The organism is Pollutimonas bauzanensis, from assembly GCF_900129885.1.
In the GTDB taxonomy this organism is placed as follows: domain Bacteria; phylum Pseudomonadota; class Gammaproteobacteria; order Burkholderiales; family Burkholderiaceae_B; genus Pollutimonas; species Pollutimonas bauzanensis.
In genome coordinates this window covers 61662-86947 of sequence record NZ_FQXE01000002.1, presented here as the reverse complement: position 1 = coordinate 86947, position 25286 = coordinate 61662, and the positions used below count along the sequence as shown (strand labels likewise).

26 protein-coding genes are annotated in these 25286 nt (G+C 63.2%); 21 read left to right on the top strand and 5 right to left on the bottom strand.

Annotated elements, in window-relative coordinates:
* Window positions 1–41 precede the first annotated feature (41 nt).
* The 9 genes from BUB23_RS03585 to BUB23_RS03545 all read left to right on the top strand — a co-directional run bounded on the left by BUB23_RS03585 (window position 42) and on the right by BUB23_RS03545 (window position 8907).
* Window positions 42–1211, top strand: coding sequence for an ABC transporter substrate-binding protein (locus tag BUB23_RS03585; RefSeq protein ID WP_073101741.1), 1170 nt, complete (start codon window positions 42–44; stop codon window positions 1209–1211).
* Between the two features lie 15 nt (window positions 1212–1226).
* The gene (locus tag BUB23_RS03580; protein WP_073101740.1) at window positions 1227–2096 is read left to right on the top strand and encodes a branched-chain amino acid ABC transporter permease; all 870 of its coding nucleotides are present in this window, start codon (window positions 1227–1229) and stop codon (window positions 2094–2096) included.
* A gap of 2 nt (window positions 2097–2098) precedes the next feature.
* Window positions 2099–3073 (top strand): branched-chain amino acid ABC transporter permease, encoded by a 975-nt coding sequence (locus tag BUB23_RS03575; protein ID WP_073101739.1) that lies wholly within the window; start codon window positions 2099–2101, stop codon window positions 3071–3073.
* Window positions 3070–3852: an ABC transporter ATP-binding protein gene (locus BUB23_RS03570; protein WP_073101738.1), complete on the top strand. Its 783-nt coding sequence runs from the start codon at window positions 3070–3072 to the stop codon at window positions 3850–3852. Before BUB23_RS03575 ends, BUB23_RS03570 begins: the two co-directional genes overlap by 4 nt.
* Window positions 3839–4552, top strand: a complete 714-nt coding sequence (locus BUB23_RS03565) for an ABC transporter ATP-binding protein (protein ID WP_073101737.1) — start codon at window positions 3839–3841, stop codon at window positions 4550–4552. Before BUB23_RS03570 ends, BUB23_RS03565 begins: the two co-directional genes overlap by 14 nt.
* Window positions 4553–4619: 67 nt before the next feature.
* On the top strand, window positions 4620–5372 hold the full coding sequence (locus BUB23_RS03560) for an N-acyl homoserine lactonase family protein (RefSeq protein WP_073102154.1): 753 nt from the start codon (window positions 4620–4622) through the stop codon (window positions 5370–5372).
* A 297-nt stretch (window positions 5373–5669) separates the two neighbouring features.
* Complete coding sequence (locus BUB23_RS03555) at window positions 5670–7157, top strand: aldehyde dehydrogenase (protein WP_073101736.1); 1488 nt, start codon at window positions 5670–5672, stop codon at window positions 7155–7157.
* A 24-nt stretch (window positions 7158–7181) separates the two neighbouring features.
* Window positions 7182–8075, top strand: a complete 894-nt coding sequence (locus BUB23_RS03550; protein ID WP_084135690.1) for an NAD(P)-dependent oxidoreductase — start codon at window positions 7182–7184, stop codon at window positions 8073–8075.
* 121 nt (window positions 8076–8196) lie between these two features.
* Complete coding sequence (locus tag BUB23_RS03545; RefSeq protein ID WP_073101735.1) at window positions 8197–8907, top strand: IclR family transcriptional regulator; 711 nt, start codon at window positions 8197–8199, stop codon at window positions 8905–8907.
* 55 nt (window positions 8908–8962) lie between these two features.
* Here BUB23_RS03545 and aptA read toward each other — a convergent pair whose 3' ends face one another.
* A complete protein-coding gene (gene aptA / locus BUB23_RS03540; RefSeq protein ID WP_073101734.1) occupies window positions 8963–10288 on the bottom strand; it encodes an omega-aminotransferase AptA in 1326 nt (441 codons plus the stop codon).
* 139 nt (window positions 10289–10427) lie between these two features.
* On the opposite strand from aptA, the gene BUB23_RS03535 reads away from it, so the two are divergent.
* Window positions 10428–11417, top strand: coding sequence for a cation diffusion facilitator family transporter (locus tag BUB23_RS03535; protein ID WP_073101733.1), 990 nt, complete (start codon window positions 10428–10430; stop codon window positions 11415–11417).
* Between the two features lie 104 nt (window positions 11418–11521).
* Window positions 11522–12082 carry a DsbA family protein gene (locus BUB23_RS03530; protein WP_073101732.1) on the top strand — a complete coding sequence of 187 codons (561 nt, stop codon included), beginning with the start codon at window positions 11522–11524 and terminating at the stop codon, window positions 12080–12082.
* 27 nt (window positions 12083–12109) lie between these two features.
* Here BUB23_RS03530 and BUB23_RS03525 read toward each other — a convergent pair whose 3' ends face one another.
* Window positions 12110–12604, bottom strand: coding sequence for a dihydrofolate reductase (locus BUB23_RS03525; RefSeq protein WP_073101731.1), 495 nt, complete (start codon window positions 12602–12604; stop codon window positions 12110–12112).
* Window positions 12605–12653: 49 nt separating this feature from the next.
* The gene (locus BUB23_RS03520; protein ID WP_073101730.1) at window positions 12654–13577 is read right to left on the bottom strand and encodes a LysR family transcriptional regulator; all 924 of its coding nucleotides are present in this window, start codon (window positions 13575–13577) and stop codon (window positions 12654–12656) included.
* 202 nt (window positions 13578–13779) lie between these two features.
* On the opposite strand from BUB23_RS03520, the gene BUB23_RS03515 reads away from it, so the two are divergent.
* The 3 genes from BUB23_RS03515 to BUB23_RS03505 all read left to right on the top strand — a co-directional run bounded on the left by BUB23_RS03515 (window position 13780) and on the right by BUB23_RS03505 (window position 17068).
* A complete protein-coding gene (locus BUB23_RS03515; protein WP_073101729.1) occupies window positions 13780–14775 on the top strand; it encodes an HpcH/HpaI aldolase/citrate lyase family protein in 996 nt (331 codons plus the stop codon).
* A complete protein-coding gene (locus BUB23_RS03510; RefSeq protein WP_073101728.1) occupies window positions 14762–16006 on the top strand; it encodes a CaiB/BaiF CoA transferase family protein in 1245 nt (414 codons plus the stop codon). The genes BUB23_RS03515 and BUB23_RS03510 overlap by 14 nt, the downstream gene beginning before the upstream one ends.
* Before the next feature lie 84 nt (window positions 16007–16090).
* On the top strand, window positions 16091–17068 hold the full coding sequence (locus tag BUB23_RS03505) for a Bug family tripartite tricarboxylate transporter substrate binding protein (RefSeq protein WP_073101727.1): 978 nt from the start codon (window positions 16091–16093) through the stop codon (window positions 17066–17068).
* A 1-nt stretch (window position 17069) separates the two neighbouring features.
* On the opposite strand, the gene BUB23_RS03500 is transcribed toward BUB23_RS03505, so the two are convergent.
* Both BUB23_RS03500 and BUB23_RS03495 read right to left on the bottom strand, forming a co-directional pair.
* Entirely contained in the window at window positions 17070–17864 is a 795-nt protein-coding gene (locus BUB23_RS03500; RefSeq protein WP_073101726.1) for a thymidylate synthase, read from the bottom strand.
* Between the two features lie 14 nt (window positions 17865–17878).
* Entirely contained in the window at window positions 17879–18301 is a 423-nt protein-coding gene (locus tag BUB23_RS03495; protein WP_073101725.1) for an OsmC family protein, read from the bottom strand.
* A gap of 196 nt (window positions 18302–18497) precedes the next feature.
* On the opposite strand from BUB23_RS03495, the gene BUB23_RS03490 reads away from it, so the two are divergent.
* The 7 genes from BUB23_RS03490 to BUB23_RS03460 all read left to right on the top strand — a co-directional run bounded on the left by BUB23_RS03490 (window position 18498) and on the right by BUB23_RS03460 (window position 25263).
* Window positions 18498–20165, top strand: coding sequence for a cbb3-type cytochrome c oxidase subunit I (locus tag BUB23_RS03490; protein ID WP_073101724.1), 1668 nt, complete (start codon window positions 18498–18500; stop codon window positions 20163–20165).
* A gap of 2 nt (window positions 20166–20167) precedes the next feature.
* Entirely contained in the window at window positions 20168–20761 is a 594-nt protein-coding gene (locus BUB23_RS03485; RefSeq protein WP_073101723.1) for a cbb3-type cytochrome c oxidase subunit II, read from the top strand.
* Window positions 20762–20817: 56 nt separating this feature from the next.
* Window positions 20818–21414, top strand: a complete 597-nt coding sequence (locus tag BUB23_RS03480; RefSeq protein ID WP_073101722.1) for a c-type cytochrome — start codon at window positions 20818–20820, stop codon at window positions 21412–21414.
* A 13-nt stretch (window positions 21415–21427) separates the two neighbouring features.
* Window positions 21428–22054, top strand: coding sequence for an SCO family protein (locus BUB23_RS03475; protein WP_073101721.1), 627 nt, complete (start codon window positions 21428–21430; stop codon window positions 22052–22054).
* Window positions 22051–22671, top strand: a complete 621-nt coding sequence (locus tag BUB23_RS03470) for a hypothetical protein (RefSeq protein WP_073101720.1) — start codon at window positions 22051–22053, stop codon at window positions 22669–22671. The genes BUB23_RS03475 and BUB23_RS03470 overlap by 4 nt, the downstream gene beginning before the upstream one ends.
* Before the next feature lie 105 nt (window positions 22672–22776).
* Window positions 22777–23472: a 2-polyprenyl-3-methyl-6-methoxy-1,4-benzoquinone monooxygenase gene (gene coq7 / locus BUB23_RS03465; RefSeq protein ID WP_073101719.1), complete on the top strand. Its 696-nt coding sequence runs from the start codon at window positions 22777–22779 to the stop codon at window positions 23470–23472.
* 711 nt (window positions 23473–24183) lie between these two features.
* Entirely contained in the window at window positions 24184–25263 is a 1080-nt protein-coding gene (locus BUB23_RS03460; protein ID WP_073101718.1) for an MraY family glycosyltransferase, read from the top strand.
* Window positions 25264–25286: the final 23 nt, after the last annotated feature.

Here is a 25286-nt window from a genome sequence, read left to right as displayed (position 1 = left end):
TTGCCGCCGGCTCAGGCCGGATCCACTCAGGAGACCTATCCATGAAAACCAAGATCACCATCGGACTGCTGGCCAGCCTGGCCGCCACGCTGTCGGTTTCCGCCCAGGAGGCGGGCACGCTCAAAATCGGCGCCCTGGTCACGCTGTCGGGGGCGGGCGCCGCCTGGGGGCAGGGCATGAGGAATGCCGCCGAAATCGCCGCCGCCCAGGTCAATGAAAAAGGCGGCCTCGAGGTGGGCGGTAAAAAGTATAAGGTCAGCGTCGTCGCCTACGACGACAAGTACCAGGCCAACGAGGCCGTAACCGTGGCCAATCGCCTGGTGTTCGAAGACAAGGTGCAATATATCATCGGGCCTGTCGGTTCGGCTCCCGTCCTGGCCATCCAGCCCATCACAGAGAAGAACAAGGTCATCGTCATCACCCTGGGCTTTACCTCCAGGGCGCTTGAAAAAGACAAGCCGTTCACCTTCCGTCCCAACGTGACCACCGCCGAAGTCTCGCAGCCCCAGATCGACTGGCTGGTCAAGACGCAAGGCATCAAGAAAGTCGGCGCGCTGTTCCCCAACGACGAAACCGGCCAGCAGATCGCCAAAGACCTGAGGGCCGCCTACAAGCATGCCGGCGCGGACCTCGCCGCCACCGAGTTCTTCGAGCGCGATCGCGTCGATTTCGTTCCGCTGCTGACGCGCATGGCGGCGCGCGGCATCGATGCCATCGAACTCGACGGCAACTCCCCGACCACGGCCGGACTGATCGTCAAGCAGGCCCGGGAAATCGGCTTCGCCGGGAAAATCCTGCGCACCGGCGGCCCCGCCACCCAGGAGATCGTCAATGTGGCGGGCGCCGAGGCGGCGCAAGGCATGTTCGTGCATACGCCCATCAATCCGGAGCTGCCCTCCACGAAAGCCTATGCCGAGCGCTATGCCGCCGCCTACAAGCATCCGATGAACGGTTTCAGTCCGGCTTTCTACGATGGCACGAATATGCTGTTCGAGGCCATGCGCCGCGCCGGCACGGTGACCGACACCGACGCCGTGCGCAGGGAAATGGAAAAACTCGCCGATTTTCCCGGCGCGCTGGGCACATTGAACTGGACCGGCCAGCAGGCCTACGGCATCAATCATCAATTGAATGCGCCTTTCTATGTCGCCGAAGTCGTGGGCGGCAAGGAAATCATTCGTGCGAAGTGCACCGTAGCCAGTTGCGAATAACTTAATGGAGCGATCGTGGACTGGAGCATTCTACTGGGGCAGGCGACGGTCAACGGCCTGATCATCGGGCTGTTGTACCTGCTGATGGCGGTGGGCTTCACCCTGGTGTTCGGCGTCATGCGCATGGTGAATTTCGCCCACGGCGAGTTCTACATGCTGGGGGCGTTCGGCGCCTACTTTCTTACCGCGGGCCTGGGAATGGGGTTCCTGCCGGCATTGGCGCTCACGTTCGCCGGGGCGGTGGTGTTTGGCGCGGCGGTGGAGTGGGCCATATTGAAGCCTTTCCGGCACGATGAGCTCAATGGCATGATCGCGACCATAGGCCTGGCGATGATTCTGCAGAACCTCGCGCTGATGTTCTTCGGCCCGGATCCGCTTTCCATGCCGGCGGTGGTGCAGGGCGCCACAAGGCTGGGCAGGATCACGATTCCGACATCGCGCATCTATGTCGTGGTGTTCGCGCTGGCCGTGCTTGCCCTGCTGTATCTCTTTCTGAAGCATTCGCGGCCCGGCCGGGCCTTGCGGGCCGTGGTCGAGGATTTCGAGATCGCTTCGATACAAGGCATACGATCGCGCATCTACTACCCCCTGGGCTTCGGCATAGGCGTGGGGCTGGCGGCCGTGGCGGGAGCGCTCATGGCGCCGCTGTTCTCGGTGTCGCCTTTCGTCGGCGCGGCGCCCTTGCTCAAGGCCTTCATCGTGGTCATCCTGGGCGGGCTGGGCAGCATACCGGGCGCGGCGGTGGCCGGCCTGGCGCTGGGCCTGGTCGAGAGCTACAGCAGCCTGTTCTTCAGCAGCAGCAGCGCCGATATGCTGATCTTCATGATCGTCATCGCCATGCTGGTGCTGCGTCCCAAGGGCCTGCTGGGCCAGGGGGAAGCCTGACGATGACTCCCTACGCCGCTCCCGCCGGCGCGGACATGCGTCCTGACCGGAATATCGCCGCGCTCGCCCTCCTGGCGGCGGTGGCCCTGGCGCCCTGGTTTGCGGGCCAGTTCGCGCTGCACCTGGCGGTGCTGACCGCCCTGAATGTGCTGGTCGTCAACGGCCTGGCGCTGGTCAGCCGCTCGGGCCAGCTTTCGCTGGGCCACGCCGCCTTCATGGCCGTGGGCGCCTATACCGCCGTGCTGGCCGGCAATTATTTCGGCCTGTCGTTCATTGTATCGGCGCTGGCCGGCGCCGCCGCCACGGCCCTGGCGGCCTTTGCGCTGGGCTGGGTCATCCTGCGGCTGCGCGGCGTCTATTTTGTGCTGGTCACCTTCGCCTTCGGCGAATTGGTGCGCCTGGTGCTGCTGGACTTGTCGGACATCACCGGGGGCGCCAACGGCATAGCGGGCATCGCGGCCGCGGAAATCCTGGGCTTCGCCTTCGATACGCGCGCCAGGTTCTACGGCCTGGCCCTGTTCGCGGCGCTGGCATCCAGCTTATTCATGCGCGCCCTGTTTCGCAGGCCCATAGGGCACGCCATCGATTCGATCGCCGATAACGCCGCCTTGGCGGAATCGACGGGGCTGAGCGTGCATCGCCTGCAACTGTTCGCCTTCGTGGCCGGCTGCGCGCTGGCCGCCATCGGAGGCGCGCTGCAGGCGCGGTATATCGGCTATATATCGCCCGAATCGTTCAACACCAGCGTTTCCATAGGCTTCATCATCATGCTGGTCATAGGCGGACGCCAGTCTTCGTGGGGCCCTCTGGTGGGCGCGGTGGTGCTGACGCCCCTGCCCGAACTGTTCCGCGGCGCGGTGCAGACCCAGCATATGTTCTACGGCGCGGCATTGATACTCATACTCAGGTTTCTGCCCGGCGGCCTGGCGCGGCTTCCCGGGCTGCTGCGCAAACTTGCCGGCAGGGAGCGGCCATGAAGCCGGATCTGCTCCATGTGCAGGGCCTGTCGCGCAGGTTCGGCGGGCTGGTGGCCTTGCGCAAGCTAACGTTTTCCGTTGCGCAGGGGGAGATCGTCGGCCTGATCGGCCCCAACGGCGCGGGCAAAACCACGGCGTTCAATGTCATCACCGGCACCATTCCGCCGTCGGCGGGCACGGTGAGGTTCGACGGCCGGGACATTTCCGGCGGGCCGCCCAGCCGGGTGGTTGTGGCGGGGCTGGCGCGCACCTTCCAGTCGGCCTCTACCTATCCCGCGGTGTCGGTGGCCGGAAACGTCTATCGCGGCATGCTTTCCCGCATCGCGGGCTCCACCGTGGGACGGCTGGTCGGGCGCCGAGGCGGCATGCTGGCCGCCGCGCAGGTTCCCGCCGAGATCGATGCCATCCTGCGCGTCACCGATCTGGCATCATGGCGCGATGCGCCGGCCGGCAGCCTGCCTTACGGCCTGCAGAAAAAGCTGGGCATCGCGGTGGCGCTCGCCACGCGGCCGCGCATGCTGCTGCTGGATGAGCCCGCGGCGGGCCTGAATCATGAGGAATGCAATGATCTCGCCCGCCTGTTGCGCCTGCTGCGCGATGAGCATGGGCTCACGCTGCTGCTGGTGGAACACCATATGGCGCTGGTCATGGAGCTGTGCCAGCGCATCGTGGTGCTGGTCCAGGGCGAAAAAATCGCCGAAGGCGCGCCTGAAGACATCCGGCAGAACGCCGCCGTCATAGAAGCCTACCTGGGGGCGCCCGACTATGCCCATGCTTAGCGTGCGGGACCTGACGGTATCGTATGGCCGCCTCGAGGCGGTGCGCGGGGTCAGCTTCTCGGTGGAGGCCGGCCAGATCGTCGCCCTGATCGGTTCCAACGGCGCGGGCAAGAGCACCACGCTCAAGGCGCTTATCGGCCTGGTGCCGCCGGCGTCGGGCCAGATACTGCTGGACGGCCGGGACATCACCAGGGCCGCCCCCGCCGCCCGGGTGCATGCCGGCATCGCGCTGTCGCCCGAGGGCCGGCGGCTGTTCGGCCGCATGTCGGTGCAGGACAATCTGCTGGCCGGCGCCCACGGAGTCGGTTCGCGCGCTGTTGTGCGGCGCATGCTGGATGATATCTACGCCCTGTTCCCGCAGGTGCGCGAAAGGCGTTCGCAATTGGCCGGCTCGCTGTCGGGCGGCGAACAGCAGATGGTGGCCATAGGGCGGGCGCTGATGGCGAACCCGCGCCTGCTGATGCTGGACGAGCCTTCCCTGGGCATTGCGCCGAAAATCGTGGCCGAGATCGCCGGCGCCATCGAGCGCATCAACCGCGAGAAGAATATGGCCATCGTGCTGGTCGAGCAGAACGCCAGGCTCGCGCTGCGCTTGTCGCACAGGGCCTACGCGCTCGAGCATGGCGAGATTATCCGCAGCGGAAAAGGCGCCGAGCTGCTGGCCGATCCGTTTGTTCAAAAAGCTTATCTTGGAGTATGACGCCGTGCCTGAATTGAATACCTCCGTTTTGCCCGAATACGAAATATTCGCCCTGCGCTACGCGCATATGCGGCGCGAGCGCCGCGACAATTTCATAGGCGGCGACCCGCATGACGGCCCCATGCCCATGGACTTCTTCGTCTGGCTGATACGCTGCGGGCAGCGCCTGCTGCTGGTCGATACGGGGTTCAACGCCGCCACCGCCAGGAAGCGCCAGCGCGACATGCTGCGCTGCCCGATCGAGGCCTTGCGCACGCTGGGGGTCGAGGCCGGGGACATCGGCGATGTCATCCTCACCCACTTGCATTACGATCATGCCGGCAACCTGGACAAGCTGCCCAATGCGCGCTTCCATGTGCAGGACGCCGAAGTCGATTACGCCACGGGGCGGTGCATGTGCTTCGAACCCATGCGGCACGCGTATTCCGTGGACGATGTGGTGACCTTGATACGCAATGTATACGAGGACCGCGTGGTGTTCCATGACGGCGACCAGGACATCGCCCCCGGCATCAGCGTGCTGAAAATAGGCGGGCACACCAAGGGCCTGCAGGCGCTGCGGGTACACACCCGGCGCGGCTGGGTGGTGCTGGCGTCCGATGCCTCGCACTACTACGAAAACATGGACAAGCGCCGCCCCTTTCCCATCGTGCACAACGTCGCCGATATGCTGTCGGGCTATGCCCGGCTTGCCGCGGCGGCGGATGGCCCGGACCATATCATTCCGGGCCACGATCCGCGGGTGCTGCGGCAATACCCCGCGCAAGCCGGCGACCCCGATACCGTGGCGCTGCACATGGCGCCCGATCCCGCCGCCTAGCCTGCCGCGGCGCCCGGGGCCGCGCCGCCTTGGGCCACCGCGCCGATCCGCTGTTCGCGTAACGCTGGAAGGGCCATGCTTCTTGGCGGCCGGCGCAGGCCTGGGCGCGCCCCGGACCGGCGCCCGAAAGCCGTATCCGATTGTGTTTCCAGGCCTGTTTTCCTTGACAACGTCACCGGCCTTGTCGATAATAAAATAGAACGATCGGTGCGGTAGACAGAACAAATGTATAATGCCTTCGCTTTTCCCGATAGCGCTATGAAACCAGATCCTCGTATTCAAACCGGAGTAAACAACATGTCGCAGCAGTCGGTTTCCGACCCCAAGCCCTTCCTGATCGACGGCGTATGGATATCCAACCCGACGGAATCATTTGATTCGGTCAATCCCGCAACCGGCGAGCTCAACTACCGCGTGTCCATGGCGACCGCGCTTCACGTCGACGCGGCGGTGGCGTCGGCCAAAAAGGCGGCCGCGCTATCGTCCTGGAAGGACATGCTGCCCCATGTGCGCGCGCAGATCCTGATGCGCATCGCGGCCCTCATCGTGGAGCGGGGCGATGAGCTTGCCCGGCTGCAGATGGTGGAAAACGGCAAGGTCTGGCGCGAATGCACGGCGCAAGCCGGCAGCGCGGCGGCCACCTTCCGCTACTATGCGGCGGTTTGCGAAACGCTGGGCGCCGAAATCACGCCGTCCCGCGGCAATTACCTGTCGATGACCGCCTACGAACCCTATGGCGTCGTCGCCGCCATCACGCCATGGAATTCGCCGCTGACCATGGAAGCGCAGAAGGTCGCCCCGGCCCTTGCCGCCGGCAATGCGGTGATATTGAAGCCGTCCGAGGTGACGCCGTCGGCGGCCCTGCTGCTGGGGGAGATCGCGCTGCAGGCGGGCCTGCCGCCCGGCATCCTGAATGTATTGACCGGAAATGGCGCCATCACCGGCAAAGCCCTGGTGCAGCATCCCGGCGTGCGCATGGTGTCGTTCACCGGCGGTACGGCCAGCGGCCGCGCCATAGGCATGATCGCCGCCGAGCGCCTGATACCGGTCGCGCTTGAACTGGGCGGCAAGTCGCCGCACATTGTCTTCGACGACGCCAATCTCGACGCGGCCGTCGAGAACATCATAGGCGGCATCTTCGAGGGCAGCGGCCAATCCTGCGTGGCGGGCTCCCGGCTGTTCGTGCAGCGCTCGGTCCATGACAGGCTGCTCGGCCTGCTGGTCAAGCGCAGCCAGGCCATCAAGCTGGGCCAGCCCGACGCGGACGGCGCGGAAATGGGCCCGGTATCGAGCTTCGCCCATCGCGCCCGCATAGAGCAATTCATCGAGTCCGCCATTGCCGAGGGCGGCAAGGTCGTGCTCGGCGGCAAGCGCCCCGAAGGCGAGCAGTTCGGGCGCGGCGCGTACTTTCTGCCGACCATACTCGGCGGCCTGAGCAATCAGGCCACCGCCGTGCGCGAAGAAATCTTCGGGCCGGTGCTTTGCGTGCTGCCCTTCGACGATGAAGCCGATCTGATCGCCCAGGCCAATGAAAGCGTCTTCGGCCTGGCTTCGGGCATCTGGACCGCCAATTACCAGCGCGCGTGGCGGGTCGCGCGGGCCCTGGAAACCGGCCTGGTGTGGATCAACACCTACAAGCAGCTGTCGATTTCCACCCCCTTCGGCGGCTTCAAGGATAGCGGCATAGGCCGCGAAAAAGGCGTTACGGGCTTGCGCCTCTACCAGCAGAGCAAAGGCATCTACTGGAGCATGGACCCCGCCAACTTCGCGCCGGCATCCGAATAGCAACATCTGAAAGGACAGACATCCATGGCTACACTGAACACCCTCGGTTTCATCGGCGTCGGCGTGATGGGCGAACCCATCTGCCGCCATCTGGCGACGAAGAGCGGCGCCCGCGTGCTCGCCCATGACCGCGACGACGCGCCCCTGCGGCGCCTGGCGCAGCACAAGGTCATCGCCGCGTCCCTGCGGGAAATCGCCGAACAGGCCGATATCATTTTCATGTCCCTGCCATCCGGGGAAATCGTGCAGAACGTCATACGCGGCGATGGCGACGGCGCCAATGGCCTGCTGGCGCTGTGCCGCGCGGGGCAGCTCATCGTCGACCTGAGCACTTCGCCGGTGGAGCTTAGCCGCCGGCTGGCCGCCGATCTGGCCGGGGCGGGCATTCTGTTCGCCGATACACCCGTCATGCGCACCCGCGCGGCCGCCGAGGCGGGCACCTTGGCCGTGCCGGTGGGCGCCGACGATGCCGTGTTCGCCCGCATCGAGCCGCTGCTGCGCACTTTTGCCGCGGACGTCATCCATGTGGGCGGCATCGGCGCCGGCCAGGTCGTCAAGATACTCAACAACATGGTCCTTTACGAGACCGTCCTTGCCCTGGCGGAAGCGCGGGCGATAGGCACGCGCGCGGGCGTGGACCCGGACCGCCTGTTCGCGGCCATGTCGGTGGGCTCGGCGGACAGCTTTGCGCTGCGCAACCACGGCATGAAGGCGATCGCGCCGCAGAACTTTCCTGAAAAGGCGTTTCCCGTGGTGTATGCGAAAAAGGACCTGCAATACGCCGTGGGGCTGGCCGACCAGGTGGGCGTCGACGCGACGGGCGCGAAAAACCTCATCGCCTGCTTCGACAAGGCCATTGCCGCCGGCCATGGCGATAAATATGCGCCGGCCATCAGCCTGGTTTTCGAAGGAAAGTGATGCTCCGGGCCGGCCCGCCCGGCACGCCCGGCGCGGCCAGGCATGCGCCCTTTGTCCGGCGGGGCGGCGCGCATGGCATAATCATCCATCGTAAATAACCGTTATCAGCAAACCGCCCGCCATGAGTCTTACTTCCGCCCAAGGCGATGATGGGGTCGCCGCCGTAGACCGCGCCCTGGCCATCGTCGATGTCATTGCGCATCGCAGCGACCCTATCACCTTGGCCGATCTGTCGCGGGCCACCGGCTACTATAAAAGCACGTTGCTGCGCCTGATCGCCTCGCTGGAAAAAGCGGCGCTGGTCGTGCGGCGCAGCGATGGCCGCTACGCCCTCGGCCGCTACGCCCACGAGCTCGGGCGCTCTTACGAAGCCGCCTACAGGTTGACCGAAGTCATGCTTCCGGTATTGCAGGACCTCGTCAACCGGGGCAGCGAAAGCGGCTCTTTTCATGTCTATCACGATGCCGGGTCTCGCGTCTGCCTGCTGCGGGTCGATTCGCATCATTCCACCCTGGACCGCATCCGCGTGGGCGACATCCTGCCGCTGGAGCGCGGCGCCGCCGGCAAGCTCATAAAGGCCTATCACGGCACCGGGATGGCCCCGTCCAAAGAACACCTGATCGCGATATCCATGGGCGAGCGCGACCCCAACTGCGCCGCCGTGGCCAGCCCGGTATTCGGGCTGGACAATGAATTCTGCGGGGCGATTTCATTGTCCGGTCCGAAAGAGCGGTTCACGCCGGCGGCGGTCGAGAAGATGTCGAAGATGGTGCAGAAAGCCGCCGCCGGGGCCACTCAGGCCATGGGCGGAAGCTGGCCCAAGGCCGGATGACGTTCCCGGGCGCCTGGCGCTTGCCGCCGGCGGACGGCCGCCGGCCGGGACGGCGTCACGCCGTGGCCTGAAGGACCGCCCCGATTTTCCCGAAAATTTCTTCGATCTGGCTTTCTTCGATGATGAGCGGCGGCGAAATGGCCAGGATGTCGCCGGTATAGCGCAGCATGATCCCCTGGTCGAAGCACTTCCTGAAGACTTCGGCGGCGCGGGCGCCGGGGGCGCCGTCGCGCGGGGCGAGTTCTATGCCCGCCACCATGCCGAGGTTGCGCACATCTATGACGTGGCGCGCCTCTTCAAGCTGGTGGGCGGCGTCTTCGAATTTGGCCGACAGCGCGCGGGCGCGCTGGAACAATTGTTCGCGCTCATAGATTTCCAGGGTGGCGAGAATGGCCGCGGTGGCCAGGGGATGCGCCGAATAGGTGTAGCCGTGGAAGAATTCTATGCCATTGGCGGCCGCGCCGAGTATGGTGTCGTGGACCTCGCGCTTGACCGCGACCGCGCCGGCGGGCACGCTGGCGTTGCTGATGCCCTTGGCCAATGACATCAGGTCGGGGGTGACGCCGAAGTATTCGCTGGCGGTGGCGGCGCCAAGGCGGCCGAAGGCCGTAATGACTTCATCGAAGATCAGCAGGATGCCATGTTTTTCGGTGATGGCGCGCAGTTTTTCAAGATAGCCCTTGGGCGGCACCAGGACGCCGGTCGAGCCGGCCAGCGGCTCGACGATCACCGCCGCGATGGTCGAGGCGTCGTGCAGGGCGACGATGCGCTCGAGCTCGTCGGCGAGGTGTTCGCCCCATGCGGGCTGGCCGCGCGTATGGGCGTTCCTGGACAGGTCGTGCGTATGGGGCAGGTGGTCCACGCCCGGCAGGAGGGCGCCGGAGAAGGCCTTGCGATTGGGCGATATGCCGCCCACCGAAATTCCCCCGAAACCCACGCCGTGGTAGCCGCGCTCGCGGCCGATGAGCCGCGTGCGCTGGCCTTCGCCGCGCGCCCGGTGGTAGGCCAGCGCAATCTTCAGGGCGGTATCGACCGATTCCGAGCCTGAATTGGTGAAGAATATCCTGTCCATCCCGGCGGGCATCATCCTGGTCACGGCGGTGGCGGCCCGGAAGGAATCGCTATGCCCCAGCTGAAAGCTGGGCGCATAGTCCAGTTCCGCGGCCTGGCGCGAAATGGCGTCGATGATTTCGCTGCGCCCATGGCCGGCGTTCACGCACCATAAGCCCGCCGTGCCGTCCAGCACCTGCTTGCCATCCACGGTGGTGTAGTACATGCCCCGCGCCTTGGCGAGCAGGCGCGGCTGTTCCTTGAACTGGCGGTTGGCGGTGAAGGGCATCCACAGGTTGGAGAGATCGGGGATATCGGCTGGACTGGTCATGGCTGCCTCGATGGACGAGAAAATGAATTTAACCCTCAACGGTAAATCATAGCGTAGATGGCCGCGCCCGCCGTCGAACCGCGCCAGGCACGATGCTTGCAGGCATCGTGCCTTGCCGGTTCATGCCTATAGGTGCCCCATGGCCAGAAGTGCCGCCCGCCACGATGCTTCATCCCGCAGTGTCATCTACGTGGCGCTCGCCGGCAACCTGCTGGTCGCAGCCAGCAAATTCATCGCGGCGGCCTGGACCGGCAGCTCGGCAATGCTCAGCGAAGGGGTGCACTCCGTGGTCGATACCGCCAACGAGCTGCTGTTGCTCTACGGTATCCACCGGAGCGCGGCGCGGCCGGACCGCGCCCATCCGCTGGGCTATGGGCGGGAAATCTATTTCTGGAGCTTCATCGTCGGCCTGCTTATCCTGACCTTCGGCGCGGGAGTGTCTGTTTACGAAGGCATCATCCACATACGCCATCCGCATCCGATCGAGAATCCGCTGGTGACTTACCTCGTCCTGGCCGCGGCGGCGCTGTTCGAAGGCACATCCTGGGTTTTCACCCTGCGCAGGTTCAAAGGCGACAAACGGTATGCCGAACTATTCCAGTTGATAGTCCACAGCAAGGACCCGCCCACCTTCATCGTGCTGCTGGAAGACAGCGCGGCCCTTGCCGGGCTGCTGATCGCATTCTTCGGCGTTTATTTGTCGGTGGCGCTGGATGAGCCGGCGCTGGATGGCGCCGCATCCATCCTCATCGGCATCACGCTGGGACTGACGGCCATTCTGGTGGCGCGCGAGACCAAGGGCCTGCTGATCGGCGAGGCGGCCAGCGCCCGCGTGCACGGCTCGATCCTGAGGCTGGCCGAAGAGATGGACGGCGTCGCGCGGGCCAATGGGGTGGTGGCGCTGCAAATGGCCCCGCAGGAAATCATCGTCGCGTTGAGCGTTGAATTCACCGACCCGCTGCGCGTTCCAGAGCTCGAAGCGATAGTGGTGGCGCTAGAAGGCAAGATCCGCGCCGCGCATCCCGAGGTGAGCGCGCTTTTCATCAAGCCGCAAACCCTTGAACGCTACCGGGAAAGCGCCGCCGGCCGCTATGGCGGGCAGGACGAGCAGGCCGGTCCGGCGGACTAGCGGCGGCGGCAGCGGCGGCGAAACTTGACGATCAAAAGAATCCGGCGCAACCTGTTTCAGGGCTATCCTTGCCTATGCCTTCCTGAACCACTGGAGAGACCTCTATGGCCATCCATCCTTCATTTCCCCCCACCCTGGTCCCCGCCGTGGGGAAGCAGGATCACGTCATCGGCGCGCGCCATGCCCAGATCGTCATCGTCGAATACGGCGACTTCGAATGCCCCTCATGCGCCCAGGCCTATCCCTCGGTGAAGATCCTGCTCCAGGACTTCGGCAAGCACATCCGCTACGCATTTCGCCACTTTCCCCTGGTGGAGGCCCATCCGCATGCGGAGCTGGCGGCCGAAGCCGCCGAAGCGGCCGGCGCGCAGAACAAATTCTGGCAGATGCATGACCTGTTGTTCGAGAATCAGGCGCACCTCAAGCCCAAGAATCTGCGGCAATACGCCGCGGATCTTGAATTGGACCTGCTGCGCTACGACGCCGAGATCGGCGATCACATCTATCTGCAGCGCATCCAGGAAAGCCTGGAAAGCGGCCGGGCCAGCGGCGTGCAAGGCTCGCCGGCGTTCTTTCTGGACGGCAGGGTCATCGATGTCTCGTTCGGCATGCATCACCTGTTCGACGCCGTCGCCGCGCTCATCCAGCAGCGCGGGAATGCCTGAACGCCCTGCGCGGGGCAAGGGCCGCGCTTACGCGGGCAGGCGCCGGTACACCACGAAATCGAAGGCGTAGCCGTTTTCCTCGGGCTGCGCCAGCCTTTCGGTTTCGCGCCAGGCGGCCGGGTCCAGGGGCGGAAAGAAAGTGTCCCCATCCACCTGCGCGTGGACTTCGGTGGCCACGATCTCGTCGGCGATGGCCAGGGCATGCCTGAAGATCTGCTCGCCGCCTATGATGCAGACCCGCGGCGCGTCCCGGCAGTCGGCCAGCGCGGCTTCCAGTGTCGGGTATACGGCGGCGCCGCTTGCCTGGTAATGGGGATTGCGGCTGATCACCAGGTTGGGGCGCCCGGGCAAAGGCCGCCCCAATGATTCCCACGTATTGCGGCCCATGACGATGGGCTGGCCCAGCGTCACCCGCTTGAAGTGGGCCAGGTCGGACGGCAGGCGCCAGGGCAGGGCATTGTCGCGGCCTATGGCGCGGTTGTCGGAATAGGCGACAACGAGTTGTATGGTGGGTAAAGACATGCTTGCTTTATTAGATAAATGGTAAATGGCGTTTTTTTATACCGTCCGATTATAAGGACGCGAAAACGGATTCAGCGCCCATCGGGGCCAGTAGCTGGTGCACCATGCGCTGCAACTGACTCGCCGCCGACGTTGGGGAGCGTCCCTTGGCCGTCAGAATGCCCAGTTCCCGCGCCATATTGGGCTCTGTAATGCGCAGGGCGACCAAGTCCTTCCCCAGGTTCTCGTGCAATGCAATGCGCGGCAGCAGAGCGGCACCCATGCCCGAGCGGACCATGGCGATCAGCGTGGAAATCTGCTTTGCTTCGCACCTCATTTGCAGCACGAGGCCCGCGGTTCTCAGGGCTTCGTCCATCATCGGACGCAAGCCGGAGTCGCTCGAGAGCATCAGCGCGGGAAATCTGCTGAATTCAGCCAGTGTCAGCACGCTTTTCTTTGCCTGGGCATAGGTTGCCGGCAGCAGCGCATAGATCTCGTCCCGTAAGACGGGGTCGAATTGGATGTGGGGGGCGATACCATGGGGAGCGGGGCCAATGCTGAAGTCGACATGGCATTTCTCGATGCTTTCCAGCTGCTCGACCAGGGATAGCTCTTGCACATATAGCCTTATGCCCGGGTATTGTCGGGCGAAGCCGGACAGAATCGCCGGTAGACGCGTTGTTGCGACGGTAGGCGAGCATGCGATGGATACCTTGCCTTGCTGCAAGTTGATGGTTTGCTTGAGCTGGAGCAGCCCCTGATCCATTTCCAGGAATGCGCGGCGCACATATGTCAGCAACTGCTCGCCTGTTGAGGTCAATTCCAGCTTGCGGCTGGTTCGATGGAAAAGATGGGTGCCTAGCTGCTCTTCGAGCCGCTTGATTTGCATGCTGATGGCCGGCAACGAGCGGTTGGCCTTTTCGGCAGCCATTCGCAGAGTGCCGCACTCGGCCACGAGCATGAAGGCATTCAGTAACTTGAAATTGATGCTCATGATCCACCTGTCGTCGGCGATAGTTAAGAAAATCTTAACTAAAGTAAATATAAACACATTTTACTTAACTTTCCCGTGTCTATAGTATCGACATTTCAGAAGGGGACGAGCGGCGCCTTGTCCTCGTTTCGTAGCACATGGAACCAGGCGGAGCGCAGGCACATCGCATACACGCGTGCCGCCATTGGCAAGGATCAATCATATGCATGCATCAGCGACTGCCGGAAGCCCCAGAACTCGCCGTTTACAACGGTCTTGTCTGGCGGTGCCGGCCACATCCGAGGTTTTTTTCGAGAAGGCGGCAAAAGGCGAGGCGGACGAGGTTTTCCTGGATCTGGAAGACGCGGTTTCGCCGGGTGAAAAAGAACGGGCGCGCCACTTGGCAATTGCCGCCATCAATGATATCGACTGGCAGGACAAGATTGTGGCGGTCAGGGTGAACGGCCTGGACACCCCTTGGGGCTATAGGGATATCGTGGATGTTGTCGAGCAATGTCCTCGGCTGGATCTGATCATGTTGCCCAAGGCGGGCAGCGCGGCCGACGTGCAGTTTGTGGATACGTTGTTATCCGGCATAGAGCTTGCCATAGGACGCCGCGATCCGATCGGGATCGAGGCCTTGATAGAAAGCGCGATGGGCATGGTGAACGCCGCGAAAATCGCGCAAGCTTCGCCTCGCCTGGAGGCGCTGATTTTCGGCGTAGGCGACTACATGATAGACATGCAGACCTCGGACATGCGGATGGGGAGCCTGAATCAGGACTATGCCGTAGTGAACGATATCGACGGCGCACAGGCCGCGTCGTCGTACTTGGCGAATCATTGGCATTATGCGCAGTCGCGCATTGCGACGGTATGCCGCGCATATGGCTTGCGTCCGATCGATGGGCCTTACACGGATTTTTCCGACATGGCTGGCTACCAGGCGTCGGCATGCCGTGGGCGCGCCTTGGGGTTTGAAGGAAAATGGGCGATTCATCCTTCGCAAGTCGCACAGGCAAACACGGCCTTTACGCCTTCCGCCCAGCGGGTTTCGTGGGCGGCACGTGTGGCGCAGGCAATGGACGATGCCGTCGGACAGGGGCGTGGCGCCATTAACCTGGACGGGGAATTGATAGACATGGCGCACGTCAAGCTGGCGGCCAATATTCGTCGCCGGGCGGCCCTGGCCGCGGGGAACCCGAATGAAAGCGCCTGATTCCTTCATCCCCGGCTCGCCGGAAAGCGCGCCCCCTTCGCTGCCACTGGCCGGAATCAAGGTGATCGATCTGGCCACCTTCATTGCGGGCCCGTTTTGCGCCAGCATGCTGGCGGAATTCGGGGCGGAAGTCATCAAGGTGGAGGAGCCCGGAAAAGGAGACCCGCTGAGGCGCTTCGGCAAGCGTTCCGAATGCGGGGATTCGCTGACATGGCTTAGCGAGGCGCGCAATCGGAAGTCCATTACGCTGAATCTGCGCAGCGCCGAAGGGGCTGGGTTGCTAAAGCGCCTGGTTGCGACAGCCGATGTGCTCATTGAAAATTTTCGTCCGGGAACACTGGAGAAATGGGGCCTGGGCTACGATGAGCTTTCTCGTGCCAATCCCGGTCTTGTCATGCTTAGAGTCAGCGGATATGGCCAGACCGGCCCATTGCGTTCCTTGCCGGGCTTCGCCCGGATCGCGCATGCTTTCGGCGGCCTGGCGCATATGGCGCGCGAGCCTGGCGGTGTCCCGGTTATTCCGGGTTCCACTTCGCTGGCGGACTATTCATCGGGCTTGTATGGCGCGCTTGGTGTCATGGTGGCGCTGCGGGAACGTGATAAAAGCGGCATTGGTCAAGTGGTGGACGTCGCGCTGTTTGAATCGATCTTTCGCATGATGGATGAAATGGTTCCGGCATTTGACCGCTATGGCCTGGTGCGCGAGCCGTTAGGGGCTGACACGGTCAATATCGTGCCGCATAGCCATTATCTGAGCGGGGATGGGAAGTGGCTGGCAATCGCATGCTCGAATGACAAAATGTTCGAACGGCTTTGCGTGGCGATGGGGCGGCAGGATCTGATTGGCGATCCTCGGTATGCAACGATTCCCGAGCGTGACCGCAGGCGTGGCGAAGTCAACGCCTTGGTGGCTGAATGGGTGGACGGCCGGACCGCATTGCAGGTTCTGGAGCAATGCAGGCAAGGCGAAGTGCCATGCAGCTTGCTATACAACATTGCCGATATCTTCCAGGAAGAGCAGTACGAAGCCAGGCAGGCCATCGTGTCGGTGGAGGACGGCCGCGCGGGCGCTCTGAAAGTTCCCGGGATCGTTCCAAAACTGTCCCGGACGCCGGGACGGGTGGAATCCCTGGGGCCCGCGCTGGGTGCTCATAATTTCGCGGTCTACCAGGAAGCCATGGGCATCAGCGCCCAGGAGGTGGCCAGACTGATCGACGAGGGGGTTATCTAAGGGAGGCGCAAGACATTCGCTAGGAGTTGCGCTTGCGGCGCAGGACACATGCTATTTAAAAAAAACTAATTCAAGGAGACATTCATGACTAGATTGCATTTGATGGTATTGGCCGTTGGAGCGTCGATGGCGTTGATGATGACGGGTGCAAGGGCTGCCGATAGCTTCCCCTCTCGTTCTATCACACTGGTTGTGCCCTCGCAGCCCGGCGGTTCGATTGATTTCCTGGCCCGCCTTCTTTCCGAGCCTTTGTCCAAGTCTTTAGGCGTGCCTGTGGTGATAGACAACAAGGCCGGGGCATCCGGAAATATCGGCAATGCGCTGGTTGCAAGGGCGCGCCCCGATGGTTATACGCTACTGTTTGCGTACAACGGCTTTCTGGTCGCCAATCCGCATCTTTTCAAGACGGCGGCCACCGACCCGGTCAATGACTTGACGCCGATCAGCATGGTGTCGCGAGCACCGCAGGTACTGGTGGCGTCCAAGCAGGTGCCGGCCAATACCGTGCAGGAGCTGATTTCATATGCGCGGCAGCATCCGGGTGAGCTGAATTACGCATCGTCGGGCAATGGTTCGGTTCCGCATCTGGCGGGCGAGCTTTTCAAGAAGCTGGCCGGAGTGGATATCGTACATATTCCCTACAAGGGTGCGGGCGGGGCGGTCGTCGACTTGATCTCTAACCAGGTGAATATCTACTTGACCAGTCCCGCAGGAGTCATGGGGCAGATCAAGGCGGGGCAGATCAAAGCCTTGGCAGTGACTGGAAAAAATCGCCTTGCCACGATTCCGGATGTCCCGACCGCGCAGGAGGCCGGCTTGGAAAACTTCGAACTGGATTCCTGGTTTGCCCTATACGCGCCTGCGAATACGCCGGAAGCTCTGCGGGAACGTTTGAGCGTCGAGGTCGGCAAAGTTCTGCAGGATCCGGAGATCCAGAAGCGGGCGTTGGCGGCGGGGATGGCATTGGAGCATTCATCGCCTCAAGAACTGGGGGCCTACACGAAGACCCAGTTGGTCTACTGGGGCGAGGTCATACGTGATGCCGGCCTGACTGCACAGTAGCTTAAACGGCGACGGGCGCCTTGATGTGCGGGTGCGATTCGTAGCCGACGATTTCGAAGTCCTCGTAGCGGTAGTCGAATAGCGACTCGGGCTTGCGCTTGATATTGAGGGCGGGGTAGGGGTAAGGCTCGCGCGACAATTGCAGCGCCACCTGCTCCATGTGGTTGCTGTACAAATGGCAGTCGCCGCCCGTCCAGATGAAATCGCCCACGTCGAGGTCGCACTGCTGCGCCACCATATGGGTAAGCAGGGCATAGCTGGCAATGTTGAAGGGCACGCCCAGGAAGATATCCGCGCTGCGCTGGTACAACTGGCAGGACAGCTTGCCGTCGGCGACGTAGAACTGGAAGAAGGCGTGGCAGGGCGGCAGCGCCATATTGGGGATGTCGGCCACGTTCCAGGCCGAAACGATCAGCCGGCGGGAATCGGGGTTGCGCCGGATCTGCTCTACGACTTGCGAAATCTGGTCGATATGCCCGCCGCCGGGCGTGGGCCAGGAGCGCCACTGCACGCCATACACCGGGCCGAGGTCGCCATCCGGGCCGGCCCATTCGTTCCAGATGGTGACGCCCTGCTCCTGCAGCCAGCGCACATTGGAATCGCCGCGCAGAAACCAGAGCAGCTCGATGAAGATGCTTTTGGTATGCAGCTTCTTGGTGGTGATCAGCGGAAAACCCCGGGACAGGTCAAAGCGCATCTGGTGGCCGAAAACCGACCGTGTGCCGGTGCCGGTCCTGTCGGTTTTTATCTGGCCATGTTCATAGACATGGCGCATGAAGTCTTCGTACTGATGCATGGGTGGGCAGTCTTCTAGGCGTCGGTGATCGTAACGGAGTGCGTGATGGCGGCCGTCTTGGCCAGCATGGCCGAGGCCGAGCAGTATTTCTCGTGCGACAGCTGGACGGCGCGCTCCACGGCGGCCGCGGGCAGGGCCTTGCCCGCGACCGCGAAGGCGAAGTGGATCTTGGTGAACACTTTGGGATCGGTCTCCGCCCGCTCGGCCGTCAGTTTAACCTGGCAGCCGGTCACGGCATGGCGCCCGCGTTTCAGTATGAGGACCACATCGTAGGCCGCGCAGCCGCCCGCGCCGCTGAGCAGCATTTCCATGGGCCGCGGCGCAAGATTATGGCCGCCGCCGTCGGGCGCGCCGTCCATCGCGGCGACATGGCCGCTGCCCGTGCGGGCGACAAACAGCATTCCTTCCGGGCCGCCCCAGTCAATAGTGCATTCCATGCTAATTAATTCCTGCTTTCATTTGAAGCATTAATCATTACCGATCCCGGGGCAAAGCGCAACGTCGGCTCGAGGGTCGCCGCTGCGCGGCGCAGTGGCGCGGCGCTTCATTACCCACAATCGACCTAGGGCAATGCGCGGTTTCTTGATGTGTGTCAGATATTATCCAGTGGTTTATATCGTAGACCGACATGCCATGAATACCCTCGCCATATTGCTTTTGACATTTATCCTGTCGGTCACCGGTCTGTTCGTTTTTATCTGGTCGTTGCGCAAGCATCTGTTCGACGACAATCCCGCCGCCGCCAACGTCATTTTCTCGGAAGGCGAAATCGGCAAAGTGGAAGAGCCCGCGGCCACCGCGGCCCAGCGCCTGGCCCTGCAAAGCGCGGTGGACGCCACCCACGCCCCCGCGGCCGACCCGGCGCGCGACGCGCGCATGGGCATCGAACTGGCCGAACGGGTCCAGGCCGACCGGTCGACGGCTTACGTGACCTTCGTGTTTCTCGCCTGTGCCGTGGTCTGGCTGATTTTTGCCTCGACCGCGGGGCTGATCAGCTCCATCAAGCTGCACGAACCGGATTTCCTGACCCAATACGCCTGGCTGACCTTCGGGCGGCTGCGGACCCTGCACCTGAACGCGGTCGCCTACGGCTGGGCGCCCATGGTGGCTTTCGGCATCGCCATCTGGACCTTGCCGCGCCTGCTCAAGACGCCGCTGATGGGCGGGCGCTTCGCCCTCCTGGGGGCCATGCTGTGGAACGCCGCGCTGATCGCCGGGCTGGGCAGCATCGCCGCCGGCTTCAACGATGGCCTGGAATGGCTGGAAATCCCGTGGCAGATCGATATCCTGTTCGTCATCGGCGGCGCCCTGATCGGCCTGCCCCTGGTCTTCACCCTGCAGAACCGCAAGGTCGGGCACCTGTATGTGTCCATCTGGTACATGGGCGCGGCGCTTTTCTGGTTCCCGATACTGTTTTTGGTGGGCAATATCCCCGGCGTGCATTTCGGCGTGGAGCAGGCCACCATGAACTGGTGGTTCGGGCATAACGTCCTGGGGCTGTTCTACACGCCTATCGCCCTGGCCAGCGTTTATTACTTCCTGCCCAAGATCATCGGCCGCCCGATACAGTCCTACAACCTTTCCTTGCTGGGCTTCTGGGCGCTGGCCTTCTTCTATGGCCAGGTCGGCGGCCATCATTTGATAGGCGGGCCGGTGCCCGGCTGGCTGATTACGCTGTCCATCGTGCAAAGCGTCATGATGGTGGTGCCGGTGCTGGCCTTCTCGGTAAACCAGCACATGACCATGCGCCATCATTTCAAGACGCTGATCTACTCGCCTACGCTGCGCTTCATCGTGCTGGGCGGCATGATGTACACGCTCAGTTCCGTGCAGGGTTCGCTGGAAGCCCTGCGCAGCGTCAATACCGTCACCCATTTCACGCATTTCACCGTTGCGCACGCCCATCTTGGCTTGTACGGTTTCTTTTCGCTGGTGATGTTCGGCGCCATTTATTTCGTCATGCCGCGCGTCATGTCCTGGGAATGGCCCTACCCGAAACTGATCGCGCTGCACTTCTGGCTGGTCGTGGTGGGTTTCGGCATCTATTTCGTCGGCCTGACCATAGGCGGCTGGCTGCAAGGCGTGGCCATGCTCGACGCGTCGCGCCCCTTCATGGAGTCGGTGCGCCTGACCATTCCTTATCTCGAGTCCAGATCCGTGGGCGGCGCCCTGATGACGCTGGGCCACCTGGTTTTCGCCGCGCATTTCTTCGCGATGGCCTTGCGCTATGGCCCGCGGCGGGTAGGCCCGGCCCTGTTCCACAAGCCGGCGGCGCTGCTCGCCGCGATGGCGGAGGCCTGACCATGGAAAGCGAATACAAATTATTGGGAGGCGCCATGGTCACTCTGGCGCTGGCGACCGCCACGCTGGTGGTCGTTCCTTACCTCCAGCTATCGGATCTGCCGCCATCCGAAGGGCTCAAGCCCTATACCTCGCAGCAATTGCGGGGGCGCGAGGTGTATATCAAGAACGGCTGCGTCTACTGCCATACCCAGCAGCCGCGCGCGCAGGCCCAGGCGCCCGATTTCAAGCGCGGCTGGGGGCGGGCGCCGGTGGCCGGCGACTATTTTTACGACAGGCCGCATTTGCTGGGCACCATGCGCACCGGCCCCGACTTGCTGAATATCGGCGCGCGCCAGCCCAGCGCCGACTGGAACCTGGGCCACCTGTATCAGCCGCGCGCCTACACGCCGGGCAGCATCATGCCTTCCTATCCCTTTCTGTTCGAGGTCAAGGACAAGGCGGAGGCCGGCGACAAGCTGGTCAACCTTCCTCCCGGCTATGCGCCGGTGGGGCAGCAGGTAGTGGCCAGACCCGAGGCGCTCGACCTGGTGGCGTATTTGCTGGCGCTCGACCGCACTTACCCGGTCAAGGCGCCGCCCGATTCCTCCAAATAGCGAGCGGGGCAGGGCGCCCGGACGCCGGGCGCGGCAAGGACACGTTGGAGAACAGGATGTCGGACAGATCGAAGAAAATTCAGGCCCAGCAGCGCGAAATGCCGGAGCCCTATGAGGGCAGCCGGCCTATCCCATGGCTGGTCATCACCATCGTGGGCGCGCTCTTCGCCTTTGCCATCGCCTATATGTGGGCCACTTATCAAAACAACCCGCCCGCCTACGGCGATCGCCGGACCGCGGCCGATTTCAAGGTCGCCGCTCCCGTCCCGGGCGCGATGGTGGATGGCGCCCAGATCTATACCGCCCAGTGCCTGGCCTGCCATCAAGCCACCGGCCTGGGCCTGCCGGGGGTGTTCCCGCCCTTGGCCGGGTCCGAATGGGTGACCGGCAAGGAGTCGCTTGCGATCCAGATAGTGCTGCACGGCATTGCCGGCGACCTGACGGTGGGCGGCAATCATTACAACGGCCAGATGCCCACCTTCAAGGACAAGCTGGACGATGCCGAGATCGCGGCCGTCGTCAGCCATATACGCGAAAACTTCGGCAATGCGGCCGGCAAGGTCGACGCCGCGACAGTCAAGGCCGAGCGCGCGGCCAGCGCCGCTCACGGCCAGCCATGGAACGGCGATGCCGAGCTGCAGGCCATGAAGTGAGGGCGGGCCGGGCATGAGACTATTGGCGGCTATTCTGCTGGTTTGCGGCCTGGGGCTGGGCGCCATTTGCCTGCAGACCGACGGCTTTACGGTGCTGACCACGGAGGCGGCCCGCCGGGCGGATGTCTTGCGCCATCCGCGCGCCGTGCCGGACAGCCCGCTGCGCGGCGGCAGCGGCGCCAGCACCACGCTTTTGCGCAACTTGCGCTCGGACGGCCGGGTCGCCATCGTCAATTTCATGTACACGCGCTGTTTCTCGATCTGCTTGGCGATGGGCGCGCAATTCCAGCAGTTGCAGGCGCAGATACAAGGGCGGGGACTGGCCGGCAAGGTACGGCTGCTGAGCATCAGTTTCGACCAGGCCGATACGCCGGAACTGCTGTCGCGGTACGAGCGGCGCATGGCAGCGGACCCCGTCATCTGGCAGTCGATGGCGATAGCGGGCGCCGGCCCGAGGCTGGCCTTGCTGGACGCCTTCGGCATCGTGGTGGTGCCCGCCGCCTGGGGACAGTACGAGCACAACGCCGCCTACCATATCGTTACGCCCGGGGGGCGGCTGGTCCGCATCGTGGACATGGATGATACGCAGTCACTGCTCGACTATGCCGCGGCCCAGGCCGGAAAAGAGGGGCGCTCATGAATGCCGCCTGGCTGTCCCGCCCCGCCGCCGCGCGGCGCTATGCCCTTGCCAGCGCCATACTGCTGCTGGGCGCGATCGTATTCAGGCGGTGGCTGACCGGCGCCATGGCCACGCACATGCTGGCCCATATACCGATGATCCTGCTCGCCGGCGTGTTCGCCGCCATGGCCTGCCTGGCCGCGGCCAGGCGCAGCACGTCCTGGCGCCGGCCAGCGGCGCTGGCCCTGTATCGGAAATATAATGAACACGGTGTGCCGGGACTGCTGCTGGTTTCATTCGTCCTGGCGTATTGGATGATACCCAGATCGCTCGACCATGTTCTGCTGTCCGCGACGGCCGGCTGCCTGAAATTCCTGGGCCTGTTTATTGCTGGAATGGTGTTGTTCGATGCGCTGGGACGGGCCGACAAGGTGATAAAGCTGTTCTTCCTGGGTAATTTTTCCTGGATGACGGCCATTGCCGGGCTGCTTTACCAGGATAATCCCGAACGCCTGTGCAATTTTTATTTGCTGGGCGACCAGGAACTGGCCGGCCGGGCGTTGGTCACACTGGCGGTGGCGCTGCCGTTGGCATGGCTGTGGGCCGAACGCCGGCACAGCCGCCGTCTGCGAAAATGAGCCGCAGGCCTCCTTGTTGTATGTTTTTTGCCGCCGGGCCGCCCCAAGGCAGCGAGCCGCGCAAGCGATGAAGCGTGGGGGCTTTTTTGTACGTTGAGGATATTAATGGTCAAGCAAAATGCATTACCCGGAGCTTCTGTTTTCCCGCGCCGCCTGGGCAGGGTGGATGGCTTGCTGTCCGAATTGGGGCGCGCCATGCAGGTGCTGGACGGTTCCGCGCGCGCGGGACGCGCCTATCCCGCCGGCAAGCAGGACCACGCCGTGGCCGGGGGTTCGGCCGAAGGGCTGACGCCCGCCGAGCAAAAGCATGCCGCCGGGCTTATGCGGGTTAACCATGTAGGCGAAATCTGCGCCCAGGCTTTGTATCGCGGGCAGGCTTTGTTTTGCGGCGACGCAGCAATACAGAATCTGCTGCGCAAGGCGGCCAACGAGGAAGTGGACCACCTGGTATGGTGCCGCCAGCGCCTGACGGAATTGGGCAGCCGGCCCAGCCTTTTGAATCCGCTCTGGTATGCCGGTTCATTTTCCCTGGGCGTGGCGGCCAGCCGGGCAGGCATAGCCAGAAACCTGGGCTTCATGGCCGAAACCGAGAGCCAGGTGGAGCAGCACCTGAATCAGCACCTGACCGACCTGCCGCCGGGCGACTTGCGGTCGCGCAGCATAGTCGAGCAAATGCGCGACGACGAAATCGGCCATCGCATGACTGCCGAGAACAACGGCGCGAAAAAACTTGGCAAGCCGGCGCGGCTGCTGATGCGCGCCATGTCCAAGGTAATGACGGTGACGGCCTATCGTATTTAGCTTGATTTGTGGTTTATTTGTAACGAAACAAGGGGCGCAAGGGTTAATACGGGATTGCTTTCGCGCCTTTTTTAGAGGGGGAAGTCTTAAAAAAACCACAAAAATGCCCGCCTGATGTTTTTTTGCTTATTTATCTTGCATTGCACAAAAGATCGCTATACACTTTGGTTATCGGATGTCGAAACGTGATTGCAGAGGGAAAACCCCCGGTCACGCGGTCTCAAGCCAAAAGCTTTAGCAGCCCGACATGCCCCAGTTGTCTCCTCCACCCTCCTCCTTTGGTGGATTTAGCCCAAGATCGCAAGATCTTGGGCTTTTTTTTGCCTTGGGGCTGCCCGGCGGGGCGGCGCCCGGACATAAGACGGTCCCTGCGGACTCTGCGCCAGGCTAGCCCGGGCGGCATGCAGGCCGCAAGGTGGATAGCGAACCGCGTAAGCGGCGCATGGGGCATTTTTTGCTTTCTGGCCTATGGCCTTATTTCCATTTTTGTGTAATGTTTCGTCTGCGTGGCGCCGGGTATGGATTTTCCTTCGGCGAGCCAGCCTCGCCGGCCGCGGTAACATTTCTTGTTGCATTTATTTTGCGAGCCGAGCCCAAGCTGTTACAGAAACGTCCGATAATGATGATGCTTATTTTGCTTTTGGGGATTGTGTGATTTCGCCTCACCTTTGGGGATCTTTTACCTGGTTTTACATCTGTATCGTGGCGTTCATGGTGGGCGGCCTGATTGTCGCTTCCGAACGCTGGCATGGGGCATTTACCGGTGACACCGATATGAAAAAGCCGCAGGCTTCCCATACGCGCGCGACGCCGCGGGTAGGCGGCCTGGCAGTGCTGGCGGGAACCCTGGCCGGCCTGCTCGTCCTGGGGCCCAGCAATATGACGCTGACGTGGCTGTGGCCGGTCCTGTTCATCGCCGCCATGCCCGTTTTCGTGGCCGGGCTGCTCGAGGACATCACCAAGGACGTGGGCTCGGGCAAGCGGCTGCTGGCCGCCTTCATCTCGGCCGCCATCGCCTGGTGGCTGCTGGGCGGCGTGGCGCGGGTCGGCCTGGGCTGGGCCGACTGGATACTCTCTTTCTGGCCCATCTCTTTATTGTTCACCATGGTCGCCGTCGGAGGCTGTACGCATGCCTTGAACATCGTGGACGGCATGAACGGTCTGGCTGGCATGATCGCCACGCTGATGGCGCTTTCGCTGGCCCTGGTCGCCTTGCAGGTGCAGGACATACCCATTTTCCTGATCGCGGCGGCATTGGCCTCGGCCACTCTGGGTTTCCTGGTCTGGAACTTCCCCTTCGGCAGGGTCTTCCTGGGCGACGGGGGCGCCTACTTCCTGGGTTTCATGCTGGCCGAGCTGGCGGTGCAACTGGTGGTGCGCAACCCCAGCGTTTCGCCCTTTTACGCCCTCGCCGTGCTGTTCTATCCGGTTTTCGAAACCCTGTTTTCCATCTGGCGCCGCCGCTTCAAGCGCGGCGTGCCCGTCGACCAGCCCGACGCCCTGCACCTGCATCAATTGGTATTCCGGCGTCTGGTGCGCGTCACGTTCAGCCGCGACAGCCGCCATGCGGTGCCGGCGCTGTGCAATGCCATGGCCTCGCCCTACCTATGGGTGCTGGCCCTGATCGGCCTGGTGCCGGCCACTATATTCTGGGACAACGCCTGGGCGCTATGCGCCAGCCTGGCGGTGTTCTGCTGGGTGTACATCTGGCTGTATTCGCGCCTGGTGTCATGGCGCCGCCCGGCATGGCTGCTATTGCCTTCGCTGGGCCGCGACAATCGCCGCAAATAGGCCTCTTCATAAGATTCGTCTTC

Coding starts and splice junctions, on each gene's coding strand:
- aptA (WP_073101734.1), bottom strand. CDS start 10,288: ATGACCAGTCCAGCCGATATCCCCGATCTCTCCAACCTGTGGATGCCC.
- BUB23_RS03480 (WP_073101722.1), top strand. CDS start 20,818: ATGTCGGACAGATCGAAGAAAATTCAGGCCCAGCAGCGCGAAATGCCG.
- coq7 (WP_073101719.1), top strand. CDS start 22,777: ATGGTCAAGCAAAATGCATTACCCGGAGCTTCTGTTTTCCCGCGCCGC.
- BUB23_RS03535 (WP_073101733.1), top strand. CDS start 10,428: ATGGCCAGAAGTGCCGCCCGCCACGATGCTTCATCCCGCAGTGTCATC.
- BUB23_RS03485 (WP_073101723.1), top strand. CDS start 20,168: ATGGAAAGCGAATACAAATTATTGGGAGGCGCCATGGTCACTCTGGCG.
- BUB23_RS03460 (WP_073101718.1), top strand. CDS start 24,184: ATGGTGGGCGGCCTGATTGTCGCTTCCGAACGCTGGCATGGGGCATTT.
- BUB23_RS03505 (WP_073101727.1), top strand. CDS start 16,091: ATGACTAGATTGCATTTGATGGTATTGGCCGTTGGAGCGTCGATGGCG.
- BUB23_RS03570 (WP_073101738.1), top strand. CDS start 3,070: ATGAAGCCGGATCTGCTCCATGTGCAGGGCCTGTCGCGCAGGTTCGGC.
- BUB23_RS03475 (WP_073101721.1), top strand. CDS start 21,428: ATGAGACTATTGGCGGCTATTCTGCTGGTTTGCGGCCTGGGGCTGGGC.
- BUB23_RS03575 (WP_073101739.1), top strand. CDS start 2,099: ATGACTCCCTACGCCGCTCCCGCCGGCGCGGACATGCGTCCTGACCGG.
- BUB23_RS03550 (WP_084135690.1), top strand. CDS start 7,182: ATGGCTACACTGAACACCCTCGGTTTCATCGGCGTCGGCGTGATGGGC.
- BUB23_RS03470 (WP_073101720.1), top strand. CDS start 22,051: ATGAATGCCGCCTGGCTGTCCCGCCCCGCCGCCGCGCGGCGCTATGCC.
- BUB23_RS03490 (WP_073101724.1), top strand. CDS start 18,498: ATGAATACCCTCGCCATATTGCTTTTGACATTTATCCTGTCGGTCACC.
- BUB23_RS03525 (WP_073101731.1), bottom strand. CDS start 12,604: ATGTCTTTACCCACCATACAACTCGTTGTCGCCTATTCCGACAACCGC.
- BUB23_RS03500 (WP_073101726.1), bottom strand. CDS start 17,864: ATGCATCAGTACGAAGACTTCATGCGCCATGTCTATGAACATGGCCAG.
- BUB23_RS03585 (WP_073101741.1), top strand. CDS start 42: ATGAAAACCAAGATCACCATCGGACTGCTGGCCAGCCTGGCCGCCACG.
- BUB23_RS03530 (WP_073101732.1), top strand. CDS start 11,522: ATGGCCATCCATCCTTCATTTCCCCCCACCCTGGTCCCCGCCGTGGGG.
- BUB23_RS03510 (WP_073101728.1), top strand. CDS start 14,762: ATGAAAGCGCCTGATTCCTTCATCCCCGGCTCGCCGGAAAGCGCGCCC.
- BUB23_RS03565 (WP_073101737.1), top strand. CDS start 3,839: ATGCCCATGCTTAGCGTGCGGGACCTGACGGTATCGTATGGCCGCCTC.
- BUB23_RS03520 (WP_073101730.1), bottom strand. CDS start 13,577: ATGAGCATCAATTTCAAGTTACTGAATGCCTTCATGCTCGTGGCCGAG.
- BUB23_RS03560 (WP_073102154.1), top strand. CDS start 4,620: ATGCGGCGCGAGCGCCGCGACAATTTCATAGGCGGCGACCCGCATGAC.
- BUB23_RS03515 (WP_073101729.1), top strand. CDS start 13,780: ATGCATGCATCAGCGACTGCCGGAAGCCCCAGAACTCGCCGTTTACAA.
- BUB23_RS03555 (WP_073101736.1), top strand. CDS start 5,670: ATGTCGCAGCAGTCGGTTTCCGACCCCAAGCCCTTCCTGATCGACGGC.
- BUB23_RS03545 (WP_073101735.1), top strand. CDS start 8,197: ATGAGTCTTACTTCCGCCCAAGGCGATGATGGGGTCGCCGCCGTAGAC.
- BUB23_RS03495 (WP_073101725.1), bottom strand. CDS start 18,301: ATGGAATGCACTATTGACTGGGGCGGCCCGGAAGGAATGCTGTTTGTC.